Raw genomic sequence first — 17,802 nt, 5'->3', positions numbered from 1 at the left:
AGAATGCAATCGAACGTTTGTTCTATATGTAGTGTAAGCTGGTATTTATGGAGCAGGATTTATTTGCAGCAAGTAGCGTGCCGAGTGATGTAACTCGTCCGCTGGCAGTGCGTATGCGCCCGAGCAGTATTGAAGACGTGCTAGGGCAGTCGCATGCTCTAAAAGAAGGTTCGCCTTTGCGCAGGCTTGCAAATCCGCAATCTAAAGGTTCTCTTACTGCTCCAAGTTCTGTTGTGTTGTTTGGTCCTCCGGGAGTTGGAAAAACTACTTTAGCGTATATTGTTGCTCGCCAGTCTGGTCGCGTGTTTGAAGAGCTTTCTGCTGTAACTTCTGGTGTTAAAGATGTTCGTGCTGTGCTTGACCGCGCGCACGAGCGTTTAGTTAGCAAAGGCCAAGAAACAGTTCTGTTTATTGACGAAGTTCATCGTTTTTCTAAATCTCAGCAAGATGCTCTGCTCCCAAGCGTAGAAAATCGCGACGTAACTTTTATTGGAGCAACCACAGAAAACCCAAGTTTTTCGATCATTAAGCCGCTTTTAAGTAGGTCTGTTGTTGTTAAACTTGACTCTCTTAGTGTTGAAGATTTGCATACTCTTATAGAACGAGCAGTAACTAGCGAAAATGGGCTGAACAATCAGCTTAAAATCGACGAAGACGCAATAGATTCAATTATTCGTTTAAGCGGGGGAGACGCTCGTAAAACTCTTACTATTTTAGAAGCTGCAGCAGGAGCAATAACAGGAGATTTAGCGCTGCAACACGGCAAAAAGAAACCTGTTATTACTTCAGATATTGTGTCTAATGTAATGGACACTACCACAGTTCGCTACGACAAAGATGGCGACGATCATTACGATGTGATTTCTGCTTTTATTAAATCGATGCGTGGAAGTGATGTTGACGCTTCTTTGCATTACTTAGCGCGAATGCTTAGAGCTGGGGAAGACCCGCGTTTTATTGCCAGGCGAATTATGATTGCTGCTGCAGAAGAAGTTGGTATGGCAGCTCCGCAAATTTTGCAAGTAACTGTTGCTGCAGCTCAAGCTGTTGCTTTAATCGGAATGCCGGAAGCGCGCATTATTCTTTCTGAAGCTGTGATTGCTGTAGCAACTGCTCCTAAATCAAACGCAAGCTATAACGCTATTAATAAGGCTTTGCAAGACGTTGATGCTGGAAATATTGGTCAAGTGCCTCTTCATTTACGCAATGCCCCGACTGCTTTGATGAAAAGTTGGGGAAACCATGACGGGTACAAGTATGCTCACGATTATCCGGGTGCTGTGGCATCGCAACAGTATATGCCAGATGAGCTAGTTGGTCGCGAATACTATCAGCCGTCGAATCGTGGCTACGAGCATGAGCTTACTCAACGCTTATCTCAAATCCGTGCCATTCTTCACAATTCTGAAAATAAGAATAATAAAACTAATTCGTAAATGTTTTATTCATTTATTCACGCACAAGCATAATGTGTTCAACGCTGTCTAATGGGGATACGCGGAACAAAACAAAACGATTGCCGATTACTTGCACGACTTCGGCACCGAGCTTTTGAGCAAGTGCATCAGCAGCTTCTTTGGCGCTTAATCCGGAACCATCTTGCACAGCACACTTCATGAGCTCGTGGTACTGCATGGTTTCGTCTGCTTGCTTCACAGCTGCATCAGTAATATCGTTCTTGCCAACGTATAAAAGTGGGCTAAGCGTATTAGCGAGCGCGCGAAGCTGCTTAATCTGCTTCTTTGTCAATGCCATAAGGCGTCCTTTCAAATGCAAGTTTTATAACGCAAATATTACATAAATTACATAGTGCTTAACGGATTATACAGTATATTGCGAATTGTTGCATGTGATAATACAAATTTATTTATTGCGCATTTATTCCGTAGTTATTCCGTATTTATTGCGCTTGCTGCAAAAGGTGAAATATTTTCAAAATTTTTTATTACAAAGGTAGCATTTTGCACACAATAATCGCGCTTACAACACCAAGAGTAACTACTAATAGCAGTACATCTTTTATACGCATTTTCCATGAGTGCAAGTGAGTTCTTTCAGCTCCAGGCGTGTAACAGCGTGCATCTAATGCGAGCGCAAGAATGTCAGCATGGCGAATTACTCCTGCAAAACCTGGCACAATTAAAGCTGTTATGGCGTGTACTCGTTGTTTAAAAGAACCATCTCGAATGCTACTTCCTCGAGCGATTTGCGCTAGTGCCACAGAGTGCGCCTCTACACTAAGTGTTGGCAAGAACCGTAGTGCTAGGCTCATAATAAGTGCTATTTCTTGCGTTGGTATTCCAATATGTCGAAGTGGTGATAGTAATCGTGTGCAAGATTCGTTAAGCGTTGTTTGACTCATTGTTAGTACTAGAACTGCTCCAATGATAATAACAAGCGAGAATCGTGTTGCAAAAAGTATTGCGTAATTAATTCCGTCAGTTGTAATAGGAATAGTTGCAATATTTGCTAGCACTGTGCCGGTTCGCACTGCCAGAATGTTAAGTAATCCAGAGAAAACAAATATTGCAATAATCATGTGCAGTGAAGAAATAAGCTTAATAAATGGTATTTTTGCGGCAACAGTTAGAGTAAATGTTACAAAAGCAAGAATAGCTAACTGTATGTAGTTAGTAATACTAAAAGCACTTAGCATAAGAATAAAGCATGATAGCAGCGTCGCGCGTGGGTCAAAAGATTGAAGTAGCGAAGTTGTTTTTGCTTTTGTGGAACTTTCTTTGTTTTTGTTATTTTCAGTATTTTTTGCTGTGTTGCTTGCTTTGTTGTTTGCTTTTAATGTTACTAATCTTGCGCCTAAATCTTCTGCTTCTTGAAGATTATGCGTAATAAGTATTATGGTTACACCTTGATTATGTAGCATTCCAAGAATTTTTCGAATACGCAACGAAGCTTCAAAATCTAATCCAGCTGTTGGCTCATCCAGTACGAGTACGCGTGGCTTGCAAGCTAAAACGCCAGCTATTGCAACAAGACGCTGCTGACCTCCAGAAAGCGCAAAAGGTGATTTTTCAGCCAAATTCTCAAGGTTCAATAAGCGTAGGGTTTCATCCACACGTTCTTTGAGAGCATTGCCTTTCAGCCCAAAATTTTTTGGCCCATAAGCGACATCGTTCCGTACTGTATCAGCAAAAAGCTGTTGTTCTGGCAGTTGCATAACGTAGCCAATTGTTTGATGTAGTTTTTGTCGTATTATTCTAGAAGTTTTACCTCTAACAGATATGCCATGTACTGTTATATTTCCTGAATTGGCTTTTAACAATCCACACATTGTTTTAGCAAGAGTTGATTTACCGCAGCCGTTTTCGCCCATTATTGCAACTGTTTCGCCACTTTTAACAGTGAGTGAATAATCGTCAATAACAGCTGGAGAAGTTTTATCATATTGAACAGTTAGTCCGGAAATTTCCACAGCGAGATCTGACTTATTTTCTTTGAATCTGCTATCTGTTAAGTTCTTGTTCTCGCTAATTTTAGTTACATGATTATTAGCCAACTCAATATTAGAAAAGTAAGTTTTTAAACCATTAAAGCTTACTTCTTTCAGTATGCCATTTTCTAGTAGGAGTATGCGATTGGCTCGTTTGCATTCCTCAAAATTATGTGTAATTTGAACAATAGTAGTGCCATTTTTGTGCAAATTATCAAATAAAGCATCAACGTCTTTACGTGCGAACGAGTCGAGCATAGAAGTAGGTTCGTCAAGAACAAGCAGTTTAGAATTCATAGCAATAGCACTTGCTAAAGCTACTCGTTGCTGCTGTCCGCCGCTCATAGTGCTAGGGTCAGCGTAACGCTTATCTTCCATGTGAACAGTTTTTAAAGCTTCACTGATACGCTTATACATTGCTTTTTGAGGGAATTGCAAATTTTCTAGTCCAAAAGCAACATCTTCTTCAGTAATTGTGGTAATAATCTGGTCTTCAGGACTTTGGAAAAGTGCACCAATATATTTTCGTGCATTTTTATATGATTCAGCACAAGCAGTAGTATTTTCAAAAACTTTTTCGCCGCACAATGTAACATAACCGCTATCTGGAGCTGTTAAACCTGCAATAATTTTTGCTAAGGTTGATTTACCAGAACCGTTTAATCCCACAATTGCCACGCGTTCGCCAGGATTAATTGTAAGACTTAAATTATTAAGCGTCCAAGTTTTTCCATCATCGTAGCTAAAGCAAATATTTCGCAACACTACTTGCGAATTGTTTTCAATCATGTGCTTCTTAGCTTCGTTTATGCTATTACTTGTGCTGATATTATGCATAACTATTCCGTTTGGGATAATTATTTATTTTCGTGTAGCAGGTTAGAAATTGGTTTGTAAATAAGCATAGTTACTACTACGTGCAAAGCAAGTTTAATAATATTAAATGGCAGTAATGCTGGAAGAATAAGAGCCGCAACCTGCGAAACAGTTATGTGAGCGTAAAGAGGAGTAATAACAAGATTTCCACCTATTGCAAGAGCAATAGCAACAATCGAGCCTGCCAAAAGTGCAATGATTGCGCCTTTTTTGGTATGCATTTTTTTGTATACGATTGCTGCTGTAACGCTAGCTCCTAAAGATACTAGCACTGCCATAACTGTGCCGAGTGGATTGGTAAATAAGTGTGGTGCAAAGCCGAGTATGCTTACGATTGCTGCAGCTGCAGGACCATACGCGAATCCTGCTACGAGACACACGATTCCAGAAGGATCGTATTTAAGATAGCTGAGGTCTGGAATAAGTGGAAATTCTATGAAACTTACAGCCATTGAAAGTGCCACGAATAGAGCGTATTTTGCTATTTTTTCACTAGACCAGTTAGAATTCTTTGCATAAGTTTGGTGATTATTTGTATTAGAAATGCCCATGATGGCTCTCCGTTTCTTTCATCCGGACTGTAACCGTTGGCTTCGGAATTTAACCGAATCAGCAGCTCGTAAGCCGCTCGCGGGCTTCAAAAACGCATGAAACACGTATTTTGTTACCGCCAGTAAGGATTTTCACCTTCCCTGAAACTAACTATTCTTTTGTATCTCATGCTAAGAACATTGTTGTGATAATTGTGTGGCGAGGGTAGGTGCGAGAATACAAGTATGAGCAATACGAGTGCATCAAAAAAAATTAGTACTAATAACGCAACTAGCATTGATAAATTAGCTATTGTTGTTGTCACTTATAAGCGTCAAGAGCTTTTGGAGAATTTATTCCATTCGTTTGAATGTTTAAAAGAATGCCCTTGGCGTATTGTCGTTGTTGACAATGAGTGCAGTGACACAACCGGCGAAATGGTTGCTCGTCTTGAAGCTTCTTTAACTAATCGTTGGGGTAAAGCTCAAAAAGATTGTGAAGGCAATGAACTTCATGTTGTGTATGCTCCGCAAGATGAAAATCTTGGTGGTGCTGGCGGTTTTAGTGCTGGTGTTAAAAAAGCTTATGAACTTGGAGCTAAGTGGTTCTGGGTTATGGATGACGATGTTGAAACAGTGCCTGAATCTATTGAGCGTCTTGCTCCTTGGACTAAGCGTCACGCTGTTGTTCAAGGAAGTCGTTTAGATTACGACGGCGGTAATTTCTACTGGCAGTATGATTTTTTGGTTCCGCTTGGTATTCCAAATCCTATTGCTCCTGCTGCTTTCGGCAGAGCTGGATACAAAGTTATGAATACGATGTGTTTTGAGGGCGGCTTGATTCGTCGAGATATAGTTGAAAAAATCGGCTTCCCGGATTCGCGCTACTTTATTTACTGGGATGATACTACTTACGGGTATCTTGCGAGTAAGGTTACGAACCCTATTGTTGTTCCGGATATTATTCTTCGTCGCACTCGTGATATTCCTAATTGGGATATTGCAGGAGTGCGTCAGCTAAATTCAACATCGGACATGAATCGTTATCATATTATGCGAAATAGAGGCTTTATGGCTCGCTACTTTATGGTTCATGGCGATTTTCGTCCGTTTATGTTTGCGCTTGGAACTGCTTTAACAGCTGCTAAAGAGATTATTCGTTTGATTGCTGTCGATCGTGAGCATATTATTTCGGGTATTGGTAAATTGTTTACCGGTTGGATTGATTCTCGAAAAATTTTGCACGATCAAGACTGGAAACCTATGCCTTCGTTGAAGTAGAAGTTAGTAAACAGTAAGCGTGTCGTATCAGATATACGATAGAATACTGGTAATTGTCCATACAGCACACATTCAGAGGGGAGTGTTAGTGAAATGATTGACACTGCACAAGCATTTGGCGTCGATATTGGTGGATCCGGTATTAAGGCTGCTCCAGTAAATTTGGAAAAGGGAGAGTTCGCAGAACCTCGATACAAAATTCTCACTCCTGCGGTTTCTACGCCTCAAGCAGTTGCAGATATTGTTCGTCAGCAGCTTGAACATTTTGAAGTACCTGCAGATGTTCCTGTTGGAATTGCGTTCCCTGCTCCAATTAAGCCTGGTAAGAAGCTTGATTTTATGGCAAATCTTGACCAGTCTTGGATTGGTGTTGATGTTACTGAAGTCTTTAGCGAGGCTTGTGGTCGTCCTGTAACAGTAGTTAACGATGCCGATGCTGCTGGTTTAGCTGAGCAGCGTTTTGGTGCAGCAAAAGACAAGGATGGCTTGGTTATTGCTACTACTCTGGGCACTGGTATTGGCACGGCTTTGATTTACAACGGTGTGCTTATTCCAAACACTGAGCTTGGTCATATTCAGCTTGAAAAAGGTAAAGGCGATGCTGAAAAGTACGCTGCTTCTTCTGTTCGTGAAAAGTTGGATATGGGCTATAAGAAGTGGGCTAAGCGTTTGACTAAGTACTACGGCTTGATGGAAAAGTATTTCAACCCAGATTTGTTTGTTGTCGGTGGTGGTGTTAGCCGCGTAAGCGAAAAGTTCTTGCCGCATATCGATATTAAAACTCCTATTGTTGTTGCAACATTGCATAATGAGGCTGGAATTATTGGTGCAGCTTACTATGCAATGCAAAAAATGCAGCAAAACTAAAAAATAACTAAATATTATTTGTTATCTATTGAGCTGGGTGAGCAGTTTATGCTGCAGCCCAGCTTTTGTTATGCCAAGTGTTAGGGTAGTTTCGTGCGATTTTCTTCTAGAGTAGATGTGAGTGAGCCAAATCCTATTATTTTAGCTCAGCGAAAAGCTATTTTTAATGGTGTAAAGCTTACTAAATTAAACGATTCCAATCCAACGTCTCACGGCTTAGCTCCTCAATGTTTAAGCGGACGTTACACAGCAGACCCTAGAGGTCCTAAGGAAATTCGCGATATTCTTTCAAACTTCATCAATAAGCGAGATAACCGCACTGAAAAGTCTGTTCCACCAAAGCTTAATCCAGATCAGCTTTATGTGCTTTCTTCAACTTCTCAAGCTTACGCATGGCTTATGATGCTTTTATGCGATGCAGGGGATGCTGTTATGGGACCAACTCCTGGATATCCTCTTATAGAGTCTATTGCACGCTTGCAATGCGTGAATGCAATACCGTATCCTTTGCACTATGATGGTTCTTGGACTATTGATATTGCGCGTGTTAGAGAACTTTTAGAAGATGCGTCTTTGCGTATTAAAGCTCTTGTGCTTATTAATCCAAGTAATCCTACAGGCTCATATGTTAAGCCTGAAGAACGTGAAATACTATTGCAATTATGTCGTGATAATGGTGTTGCGATTATTGCAGACGAAGTATTTTATGAATATTCGCTTGAATCTTTTGCTGGCAATGCTCGTTTTGCTGGAGAATCTTCTACTTTAGTTTTTGCGCTTGATGGATTCTCCAAAATGCTTGCTGCTCCTCACGCAAAAGTTGGTTGGATTGAAGTTTCAGGTCCTAAAGATGATGTTTATGAAGCACAAAAAAGGCTTGACGTTATAGCGGATGATTTTTTGCCTATTGGTAATACTGTTTCTGAGCGAATACCAGAATTATTGCAATATGCATCTTCTCAAAGCGCTATTGTACGGAATCGTGTTATTAATAATCTGCATACGCTTCGAGAAACGTTGGTATCCACGCCTAAATGCTGTGTTAGCGCGTTGCGTGCAGAAGGCGGATGGAATATTTTATTGCGTGTACCATCTTGCATTGACGATGATGTATTAGCTTTGAGATTGATGAAAGATTATAATCTAGTTTCTCAACCTGGATATTATTTCGATATGCCAGTTAATGGGTATTTAGCATTGTCATTATTGCCAGAGCCGCAACAGTTTATTAGCGGATTACATGCGCTTCTTCGAACTGTAGATGCATTGTTAGAAGAATAGTAATTATATAAATAATTATTTAAAACAGTGTCATCCAACTTCTAAACGCGAACCATAAGTTTGGATTAAAACGAAGCGTGCTGTCTTCACGTCCTGTAACAAACCAACTGAGTACAGCGATAGCAATAGATGCAAATAGCAATACTGCTACAAGTAAGCGTATTGTGTAAGCAATAGTTTTTTTATGTAAAGAATTTTCTGATTGCAAGGTGGACGCATACTCTAAAAGCAAGCTAATTCCAATTGCGGCAGCTATGGCAAAAGCCCATGCAAAATCAGCAATATATCTCCATCCGATACCAGCTTTTAAACTGTCAAAAACAATAAGAACAAGCCCAACTATTATAGCTATTACGCTTGTGCGCCAAGCAATATGCGTACGGCAGTGTTTTTTCATAATAAATACGCATATTATGCCAACCAATGCTAATGGTGAAAGTGTAAGCATTCCGCCAATCATAGGCTCTGCATATTGCCAACGGTCAAATGCGATAGGCTGAATACCAATCCAAGGAAAAGTTGGAATAAAACGCAAAGGTAGCGCAATATAGCTAAAAATAGACGGCAAAATATTTTGTGACGGCAAGCGCATAGTCGTCATGTCAGTAATAGTTATTTGATACTCATTGCCAAAATTTAACGGTGAGCCAAAGCGCAAAAGGTTATAAATACCAAATGGAATTGCAGTAATTACGCATGGTAGTATCCAAGCTGCAAAATATTTAAAAGGCTTATACCATGAAGAAACTTGTTTCCAGTTGCGCAAAATATTCGGTAAATCTTTTTCTATGTGTGAATAAATTGCAGGAAGTGCAAAAAGAACAGCTATAGAAAAAGTAGGTCTGCATCCTAAATTTAATGCAATAAAGAAAGAACCTAAAACAATATTTAGCAAAGAGTGTGTTCTGTTAAAACCTAGGTAGCACCACAATCCAAGAGATGTGAAGAAAAGTGACGCTGCCATAGGTACGGAATAAAATGACGTTCTAAACCACAAATACACTGTATTTGAAGTAATGAAGAATAAAGCAAGAACAATAGATGTCGTTCCTAAAGATACTTTTTTTGAAGTCTGCTCAATAATTCGAATAACCAATAGGGAGCCTGCGATAAGAAAACCAATTAAGAATATTATCGTAGCTACTGTTGTTGGAAGCATAGAGCCTTCAGGAGTCCATAGTCTTGAAATAATGCGATAAGGCAAAAATAGCAATATTGCTGGAAGAACTCCAAAGTAGGAGTACCAGTGACCTTTGTAGTATGCGTAATCCCAATACATATGCTGTACTGAGTGGTTTAACAAATTATTTCTAGCCGTAGGATCGTAAGGATTTTGCAAGTGTTCTAACTCATTAGGAACAGGAAGATTTAAATGCACTTGACCTTTTAACAATGCGTCTGCAGTGTGGGCATATTGATCAAAATCATATGCATAATTACCGTTTGTGTAAAAATGCATAGGAGTTGCGTTTCGTAAATTCCAAAAAATAGTTATTAAACCAACAGCAATAAATGGAAGAAGAGAAGCAGCAAAGCAGCAACGTTGAATAAGACTATGAGTGTTGAGTTTAATTTTCCAAAGCTTGGACCAAGGATTCCAAAGCGTAACAAGAAATGCAAAAATAGCAAGTATTAATACGCGACCCCATGACCACCTAAAAGGCACTCGAACGTTTGCTCTTGAGTCTTCAATATTTAATATTGATCCTATTGGATGTTGCAGCCACACTCTAACAATGCAGGATTTTCCTACTGCTTGTTTTGGAAGTTTAAGCAAAGATGGGTCTAAAGAAGCAGTGTTTGTGCTTTGAGGTTCGCTTAAGTATTTGTTTGCTTCAACTAAAACATTGATGTTTGAAATAAGATTATTATTTTTGTCCTTCTTTTTAATAATCGCAGGTTCTAAGCGAATATAAGGCGAACTTCCGTCGGATGTTACTTCTAAATATGCTTCTGAAGGATCCGTTATAAGAATGCCGCCGGAAGCTAAGCGTCTAATTCCAGAACCTATATCGTTGTGCGCAGAAATGCTATCTGTGCTTCCTGTAACACTGCTCCAAAATGGCAGATTTCCAATAGAACATTCAAATAAGGTTATAAGAATTATTACGATGAATGGTATTCGCAAAAAATGTAGCGCACGTTTTATGCAATGATTGTCAATTTGATTGCTTATACGGCTGTTGGCACTATTCGTCGTATTTGGCAAAGTCTTAGACGCGTATGTTGAAATCACTGCTTAACCATTCTATTGTACAATTCAAGTAATTCAGTTCAATTCAATATTTTACTCTTCGGCAACTAAATCGAGATATTCGTCATTCCACAAATCTTCGTCGCCATCAGGCATGAGTAGCACTCGCTCAGGTTGTAAGGCTTGAACTGCACCTTCATCGTGTGTAACAAGAACGATTGCTCCCTCATACTTTGCAATAGCTTTAAGTATTTCATCTCGAGATGCTGGGTCCAAGTTGTTAGTAGGTTCGTCCAGCAGTAGCACATTGGCTTTGGAAGTTACTAGTGTTGCAAGTGCCAGACGTGTTTTTTCGCCACCTGAAAGCACTCTGGCAGGCTTCATTGCGTCGTCGCCAGAAAACAGGAAGCTGCCAAGCATAGAACGTGCTTGTGTGTCATCCAGGTTTGGTGCAACATGCTGAAGATTTTCCAAAACTGTAGAATCCAAGTCTAATGTATCGTGTTCCTGTGCAAAATAACCGATTTTGCATCCGTGTCCGTATTGAACTTCACCAGTATCTGCTGTTTCTTCTCCTGCCAAAATTCGTAATGTTGTTGTTTTTCCAGCACCGTTATAGCCTAGAATGACGACACGTGAACCTTTGTCTATAGCAAGATTAATTCCAGCGAAAACAATATTAGAACCATACGCTTTAGAAATATCTTTTGCCATAATTGGAGTTTTTCCGCATGCAGCTGGTTCTGGAAAACGAATATCTGCAACTTTTTCTTGTTTTTGAGCTTCACTTGTTTCGCTTAATAAGCGTTCAGCTCTTCGCATCATGTTTTGAGCAGCAACTGCTTTTGTAGCTTTTGCGTGCAAGCGAATGCCTTGTTTCATCAGGCGTTCAGCTTTCTTTTCTGCAACTTCTCGTTCGCGACGACGTCTTTCTTCGTCCACTACGCGCTGATGTAAGTATGCTTTCCAGCCCATTGAGTACATGTCTATTTTTGCAAGTTGAGCATCTAAATGCCATACTTTGTTTACTACTTCGTCTAGTAATTCTGTGGAGTGAGAAATTACTAGGAAACCACCTTCAAATCGTTTAAGATAATTGCGAAGCCATATTATTGAGTCTGCGTCTAAGTGGTTTGTAGGCTCATCGAGAATTAATGTGTCTGCGTCAGAAAACAGAATTCTAGCAAGTTCTATGCGGCGACGTTGACCACCTGAAAGTGTGCCTAAAGCTTGTTGCATAACTTCTTGTGGAAGTCCCAAGCTTGTTGCCATCGATATTGCTTCAGATTGCACTGAATAACCGCCTGCTTTTTCAAAATCTTGCATTGCTTTGTCGTAGCGGTTCATAGCTTTAGTCATTATGTCTGGATCTGGATCTGTCATTTCTTTTTCCGCTTTGCGAATACGCGAAACGATAGAAGCAATATCTCGAGCGCTCATAATGCGATCTATAACGCTTTGTTCTGGGTCTGCTGCGTGTGTGTCTTGAGGTAAGTAGCCTAAACCTCCACTAACTCTAACCGAGCCTCCTGCTGGCAGCATGTCTCCTGTAATAACGCGAGTAAGCGTAGTTTTGCCTGCGCCGTTTCTGCCGACTAAACCGATCTTATCTCCCTTTGTGACGTGAAAATCGGTAGGATTTAACAGCGTTCGCGCACCAATCTGAATGGTTAAAGCTTGTGCGTCAATAGGCATAATGTCTGTTCCGTTCCCCAAAATTAAGCTGCTATTATTTATTACTTATAAAAGTCATAAGCAAACTCACTATTATACTGCTTACTGGTAACGAATACAGCAAGTGGTTGATAGTCAAATACTTTACTTTTTCGAACACTTGTTCTATAATTTCTTGTTAGTGATAAAATTTGGTATTGGTTGGGAATATTCAAGTGATTATGGGGAAGTGTGGAGGTAATTGTGTCAGAACAGGCGAATGAACAAAACGACTCGTTGCAAGAATTGCTTGATAATGTTCCTATGTGCGCTAACAACGGTACTTTTATAGCTGATTTATCTAGTATTCCTTCTGAATGGAAAATAACTATCCAGGGTGCTAGAGAGCACAATCTAAAAAATGTAAGTTTGTCGATTCCTAGGAATCGTATGGTTGTTTTTACTGGTCTTTCTGGATCTGGTAAGTCCTCGCTTGCGTTTGATACGCTTTTTGCAGAAGGTCAGCGACGCTATGTTGAGTCGCTTAGTGCTTATGCTCGCCAATTTTTAGGACGTATGGATAAGCCTGATGTTGATTTTATTGAGGGTCTAAGTCCTGCTGTTTCTATTGATCAAAAAACTACGAATCGCAATCCTCGTTCTACTGTTGGAACCATTACAGAAATATATGATTATTTGCGATTATTGTTTGCTAGGATTGGTGTGCCTCACTGTCCTGAATGTGGTCAAATAGTAAGCTCTCAAACTCCTCAGCAAATGACAGATTCGTTGCTTGCTATGCCAGAACGTACGAGGTTACAAATTTTTGCTCCAGTAGTTCGTGGTCGTAAAGGAGAATTTAAAGACACGCTTGAGCTTTTACGCTCAGATGGTTATGCTCGTGCGATTATTGACGGGCAAATGCATGAGCTTTCTGAAGATATTACTCTTACTAAACAGAAGAAACATACGATTGAAGTAGTAGTAGACCGTTTAGTTATTAAAGATGGCATTCGTGTTCGATTAACTGATTCAATTGAAACAGCATTAAAACTATCTAAAGGAGTAGTAATTGCTGATTTTGTTGACGAACCAGAAGACTCGCAAACGCGTCGTAAATCATTTTCGGAACATCGTGCATGTCCAAATAATCATCAATTAGAGCTTGATGAGATCGAGCCTAGAACATTTTCATTCAATGCTCCTTATGGTGCTTGCTCTGAATGTTCTGGCATTGGATACAATCTCGAAATTGATCCTGAACTTGTTATCCCGGATCCAGACAAATCTCTTGCGCAAGGAGCTATTGAGCCGTGGACAATGAATAAGTCAGCTGGAATGTATTATCAGCACATACTTTCAGGACTTGCTAAAGATTTGCATTTTGATATGAATACTCCGTGGAAGGATCTAGCGGAAGACGTTAAACATGACATCATGTATGGTCATGATTTCACGGTTCAAGTTTCCTACACAAATAGGTGGGGGCGTCAGCGTGAATATTCTACTGGCTTTGAAGGTGTAGTTCGTACGCTTATGCGCAAACATGACGAAACTGATTCTGATCAAATGCGTCAATATTATGAGTCGTATATGCGTGAAGTTCCATGCCAAAAATGTAATGGAAAGCGTTTACGCCCAGAAGTTCTTGCGGTTACAGTATCTAATACTTCCATAGCTGAAGTTTGCGATATGCCAGTAGAGCGAAGTCTAGCATGGGTAAATGCTTTGCATTTGGATGGTTCTCAAGCAGTAATTGCAACAGAAATATTAAAAGAGATTCGTGCTCGACTTGGTTTTTTGAACGATGTGGGTTTAGGCTATCTTACTCTTTCAAGAGCTGCAAAAACTTTGTCTGGTGGAGAGGCTCAACGTATTCGTTTAGCTACTCAAATTGGATCAGGTTTAGTTGGTGTTATGTACGTGCTTGATGAGCCGTCTATTGGATTGCATCAAAGAGATAATGAGCGTTTGATTGCAACATTGCATCATCTGCGAAATCTTGGTAATACGCTTATTGTTGTTGAGCATGATGAAGATACTATTCGTCAGTCTGATTGGCTTGTTGATATTGGTCCAGAAGCTGGTGAGCATGGAGGAGAAGTAGTATATTCAGGTCCGTCTGATGGAATTATTAAAGCTCAGCGTTCAATTACTGGAGATTATATTGCTCACAGACGCTCAATAGATGTGCCAAAACAACGTCGTAGTGTAGACGAAAATCGTATGCTTCATATAATTAATGCCCATGAGCATAATTTAAAAAATATTGATATAAGCATACCTTTGGGAGTATTCACATGCATAACGGGTGTATCTGGATCTGGTAAATCAACACTTATAAACTCAATTTTGTATCCAGTTCTTGCAGACAAACTAAATGGTGCTCGAATTGTGCCAGGAAAACACAAATGTATTGATGGTATTGAGCTTTGTGACAAAGTAGTGCATGTCAATCAGAATCCTATAGGAAGAACTCCTCGTTCTAATCCAGCAACTTACACTGGTGTTTGGGATAAAATACGTTCATTGTTTGCTCAGACTCCAGAAGCAAAAGTTCGTGGCTATGGTCCTGGTCGCTTCTCGTTTAATGTTAAAGGAGGCAGATGTGAAGCATGCCATGGCGACGGTACTTTAAAAATAGAAATGAACTTTTTGCCTGACGTATACGTAGAGTGCGAAGTTTGTCATGGTAAACGTTATAACCGTGAAACTTTGGAAGTTACATATAACGGAAAGTCTGTTGCAGATGTTCTTAATATGCCTATTTGTGAAGCTGCAATATTTTTCAAAGCATATCCTTCTATTTCTCGGTATTTAGATACTTTAGTAAAAGTTGGCTTGGGCTATATTCGTCTTGGTCAAAGCGCAACAACACTTTCTGGCGGTGAGTCTCAACGAGTAAAGCTTGCTACAGAGCTACAGAGAAGATCTACTGGTAAAACAATTTATATTCTTGATGAACCTACTACTGGACTACATTTTGAAGATGTTAGGAAACTTCTAGCGGTTTTGCAATCTCTTGTAGATAAAGGCAACAGTGTTATTGTAATTGAACATAATCTTGATGTTGTCAAATCTGCAGATTGGATTATTGATTTAGGTCCAGAAGGAGGAGATAAAGGCGGAACCTTAGTTGCGGAAGGTAGTCCTGAGAGCGTAGCGCGTAATGGCGAGAGTTGGACAGGTAAATTCCTTAAGCAAATGTTACATTAAGCGTTCAAAAAAGTTACCGATTTGTAATTTGCGAACTTAGAAATTTATTCGACAAATCTTATGAATAGTTGCATAAATCTTGTTTAGGAAAGGAGGTGAAAATGAAAGATAATGATCTTAATAAAAATTCTCATAAAGCATATGATTTGCAAGAAGGAAATAGGATGAGAGATAGTGAAAAATGGCGTAAAACGCAAGAAATGATAGATGAACAGTTTTCGAAAGATTCATCATTTGATAATGAAAGAGTAAATGCATTAGGAGCTCCATTGCTTGGTGATACTCGTGATTTATTCCGTCCAGCTTCTCGTGATATTCCAGCGCAACCTGGAGTATACAAGTGGCGTGATGGCGAGGGGCGAGTTATTTACGTTGGAAAAGCAAAAAATTTACGCAATCGTTTAGCGAATTATTTTCAACCTCTTTACCAACTTCATCCTAGAACTCAATCTATGGTTCTTACAGCTCGCAGTTTGGAATGGACTGTTGTAAGCACTGAATTTGAGGCTCTTACACTTGAATATACTTGGATTAAAGCTTTTAATCCTAGGTTTAATGTAGTTTTTCGTGACGATAAAACATATCCTTATGTTGCAGTTTCGCTAGAAGAAACTTTTCCAAGAGTATGGATTACTAGAAATCGTAGTGCGCGGCATGCTAGATATTTTGGTCCGTATGCAAAAGTGTGGCCTCTTCGTCATAGTTTAGATTCTTTACTTAAAACTTTTCCTATTCGCACATGCTCATCCTCTGTTTTTAACAAAGCTCATAGGACTGGTAGGCCTTGCTTATTTGCTTCGATTGGTAAATGTTCAGCTCCTTGTATAGGAAACATAGATCCTAGCGAACATCGCAAGATGGTAGAACATGTAGTTGGCATACTTACAGGCAGTGTTGGAGAGTCTTATATTTCACAAATTAAGAACGAGATGAAAGAAGCAAGTGAAGAGCTAGAATTTGAGCGTGCAGCTAAATTGCGTGACGAGATTGCTGTTTTGAACACTATTTTGCAACAAAATGCAGTTGTGTTTGACAATGATGTAGAAGCAGATGTTTTTGGATTCTGCGGAGATGAGCTTGAAGCGTCAATTCATGTATTTTTTGTCAGAGCTGGAATGATTCGTGGAGAGAAAAATTGGTCAGTAGAACGAAATGAGCATATCAGTGACAGTGATCTTATAGCTGATTTATTAACTCGCGTATACGCAGAATATGAGCAAAATTACACACAAAACCATGAAGATACTATTAGCATTAAGAAAGTTCGCGACGCTGTTAGCTCTACGCAACAAGCTACTGCAACTGATGTAATATTGCGAGCACAAGCTACTAAAATTCGTCGTGAACGTCAAGAGAGAACAGGTCGTGAGGATTTACTTGCTCCTATTTCGCCTGTTCCTCGTGAGATTATAGTTCCAATTAAAATTTCTGAAGAACGTAAGCAAGAGCTTGAATTGTGGCTTAGCAATATTCGTGGTTCTCAAGTAAGTATTAGAGTTGCAGAGCGCGGAGAAAAACGTGCTCTTATGGATCGTGCAAACGATAATGCTAGTCAGGAATTGAAACGCATAAAATCTAGCCGTATTAACAGCATAGATATGAGAACAGAAGCTATGAATGAAATAGCAAAAGCGCTTGGAATGAGTAAATCTCCTTTGCGAATTGAATGTTATGATATCTCAAATACAGTTGATGGCAGTTATCAAGTTGCTTCTATGGTTGTTTTTGAAGATGGTGTTGCTCGTCCTAGTGAGTATCGTCATTTTGCGGTTCGAGGTGAACACGGTGATGGTAAAACAGATGATTTAAGTGCTGTTTATGAAACATTATTGCGAAGGTTTAAGCATAAAGATGTTTATGCAGAAGATAAGCTTGATACATTAGATGCATCAGATACATCTGACTCATCTGACATTAATATTTGTGATTCCAACAGTATTTCTAATAAGCATTTTTCAGGTAATTCGTTGACTAGTGCGCGGCATTTTGCTTATAAGCCTCAATTAATTATTGTCGATGGAGGAAAAGAACAAGCAAAAGCTGCTAAAAGAGCTATGGAAGATGCTGGCGTAAGTGATATTACTGTTTGTGGTTTAGCTAAGAAGCTTGAAGAAGTGTGGCTTCCTGACGAAGATTATCCAATCATTTTTAAGAGAAGCTCAGAAGGATTGTATTTATTGCAGCGCGCTAGAGATGAGTCTCATCGTTTTGCTATTTCGTATCATCGTAAATTGCGAAGAAAAGGTTCATTGCATTCTACTTTTGATGCTATTCCTGGAATTGGATCAGTGTATCGTAAACGTTTGCTTGCATTTTTTGGTTCAATAAAATCTTTGAAAAATGCTTCATTAGAAGATTTGCAAAAAGTGCCTGGAATTGGTGAGAATAAAGCAAAAGCTATATACAGTGCTTTGCGTAAAAATAATGATGAATTACTATGAGTCGCAACTCGTCAG

Annotated in this window: 11 protein-coding genes and 1 riboswitch; of the genes, 6 read left to right on the top strand and 5 right to left on the bottom strand. The window is 39.6% G+C overall.

Going from position 1 to position 17,802, the window contains the following annotated elements; translation table 11 throughout:
* The first annotated feature begins 47 nt into the window (after window positions 1-47).
* Window positions 48-1,436 carry a replication-associated recombination protein A gene (locus tag HXT57_RS03865; protein WP_410310378.1) on the top strand — a complete coding sequence of 463 codons (1,389 nt, stop codon included), beginning with the start codon at window positions 48-50 and terminating at the stop codon, window positions 1,434-1,436.
* Window positions 1,437-1,449: 13 nt separating this feature from the next.
* Here the strand turns inward: HXT57_RS03865 and HXT57_RS03860 are convergent, their stop codons facing one another.
* The 3 genes from HXT57_RS03860 to HXT57_RS03850 form a co-directional block, all read right to left on the bottom strand.
* The gene (locus tag HXT57_RS03860) at window positions 1,450-1,755 is read right to left on the bottom strand and encodes a YhbY family RNA-binding protein (RefSeq protein ID WP_004108863.1); all 306 of its coding nucleotides are present in this window, start codon (window positions 1,753-1,755) and stop codon (window positions 1,450-1,452) included.
* A 190-nt stretch (window positions 1,756-1,945) separates the two neighbouring features.
* Complete coding sequence (locus HXT57_RS03855; RefSeq protein WP_116994702.1) at window positions 1,946-4,285, bottom strand: energy-coupling factor transporter ATPase; 2,340 nt, start codon at window positions 4,283-4,285, stop codon at window positions 1,946-1,948.
* Window positions 4,286-4,305: 20 nt separating this feature from the next.
* Window positions 4,306-4,875, bottom strand: a complete 570-nt coding sequence (locus HXT57_RS03850; RefSeq protein WP_004108872.1) for an ECF transporter S component — start codon at window positions 4,873-4,875, stop codon at window positions 4,306-4,308.
* Between the two features lie 6 nt (window positions 4,876-4,881).
* A riboswitch (FMN riboswitch) is annotated at window positions 4,882-5,028 on the bottom strand.
* 72 nt (window positions 5,029-5,100) lie between these two features.
* Here HXT57_RS03850 and HXT57_RS03845 point away from each other — a divergent pair.
* From HXT57_RS03845 to HXT57_RS03835, 3 genes are all read left to right on the top strand, one after another.
* Window positions 5,101-6,135, top strand: coding sequence for a glycosyltransferase family 2 protein (locus tag HXT57_RS03845; protein ID WP_064621409.1), 1,035 nt, complete (start codon window positions 5,101-5,103; stop codon window positions 6,133-6,135).
* A gap of 93 nt (window positions 6,136-6,228) precedes the next feature.
* Window positions 6,229-7,002: a polyphosphate--glucose phosphotransferase gene (ppgK, locus tag HXT57_RS03840; protein ID WP_004108876.1), complete on the top strand. Its 774-nt coding sequence runs from the start codon at window positions 6,229-6,231 to the stop codon at window positions 7,000-7,002.
* Window positions 7,003-7,095: 93 nt separating this feature from the next.
* Complete coding sequence (locus HXT57_RS03835; protein WP_415697893.1) at window positions 7,096-8,283, top strand: pyridoxal phosphate-dependent aminotransferase; 1,188 nt, start codon at window positions 7,096-7,098, stop codon at window positions 8,281-8,283.
* Window positions 8,284-8,302: 19 nt separating this feature from the next.
* Here the strand turns inward: HXT57_RS03835 and HXT57_RS03830 are convergent, their stop codons facing one another.
* Window positions 8,303-10,519: a beta-carotene 15,15'-monooxygenase gene (locus HXT57_RS03830; RefSeq protein WP_410310381.1), complete on the bottom strand. Its 2,217-nt coding sequence runs from the start codon at window positions 10,517-10,519 to the stop codon at window positions 8,303-8,305.
* 51 nt (window positions 10,520-10,570) lie between these two features.
* Window positions 10,571-12,172, bottom strand: a complete 1,602-nt coding sequence (locus HXT57_RS03825) for an ABC-F family ATP-binding cassette domain-containing protein (RefSeq protein ID WP_012914200.1) — start codon at window positions 12,170-12,172, stop codon at window positions 10,571-10,573.
* Window positions 12,173-12,454: 282 nt separating this feature from the next.
* On the opposite strand from HXT57_RS03825, the gene uvrA reads away from it, so the two are divergent.
* Together uvrA and uvrC are read left to right on the top strand one after the other, a co-directional pair.
* Window positions 12,455-15,346, top strand: coding sequence for an excinuclease ABC subunit UvrA (gene uvrA / locus HXT57_RS03820; RefSeq protein WP_421783748.1), 2,892 nt, complete (start codon window positions 12,455-12,457; stop codon window positions 15,344-15,346).
* A gap of 101 nt (window positions 15,347-15,447) precedes the next feature.
* Window positions 15,448-17,787, top strand: a complete 2,340-nt coding sequence (gene uvrC / locus HXT57_RS03815) for an excinuclease ABC subunit UvrC (RefSeq protein WP_415697894.1) — start codon at window positions 15,448-15,450, stop codon at window positions 17,785-17,787.
* Window positions 17,788-17,802: the final 15 nt, after the last annotated feature.

Origin of the sequence: Gardnerella sp. KA00771, assembly GCF_049244045.1 — a bacterium.
Taxonomy (GTDB): domain Bacteria; phylum Actinomycetota; class Actinomycetes; order Actinomycetales; family Bifidobacteriaceae; genus Bifidobacterium; species Bifidobacterium swidsinskii.
This window is presented reverse-complemented; position numbering and strand designations above follow the sequence as displayed.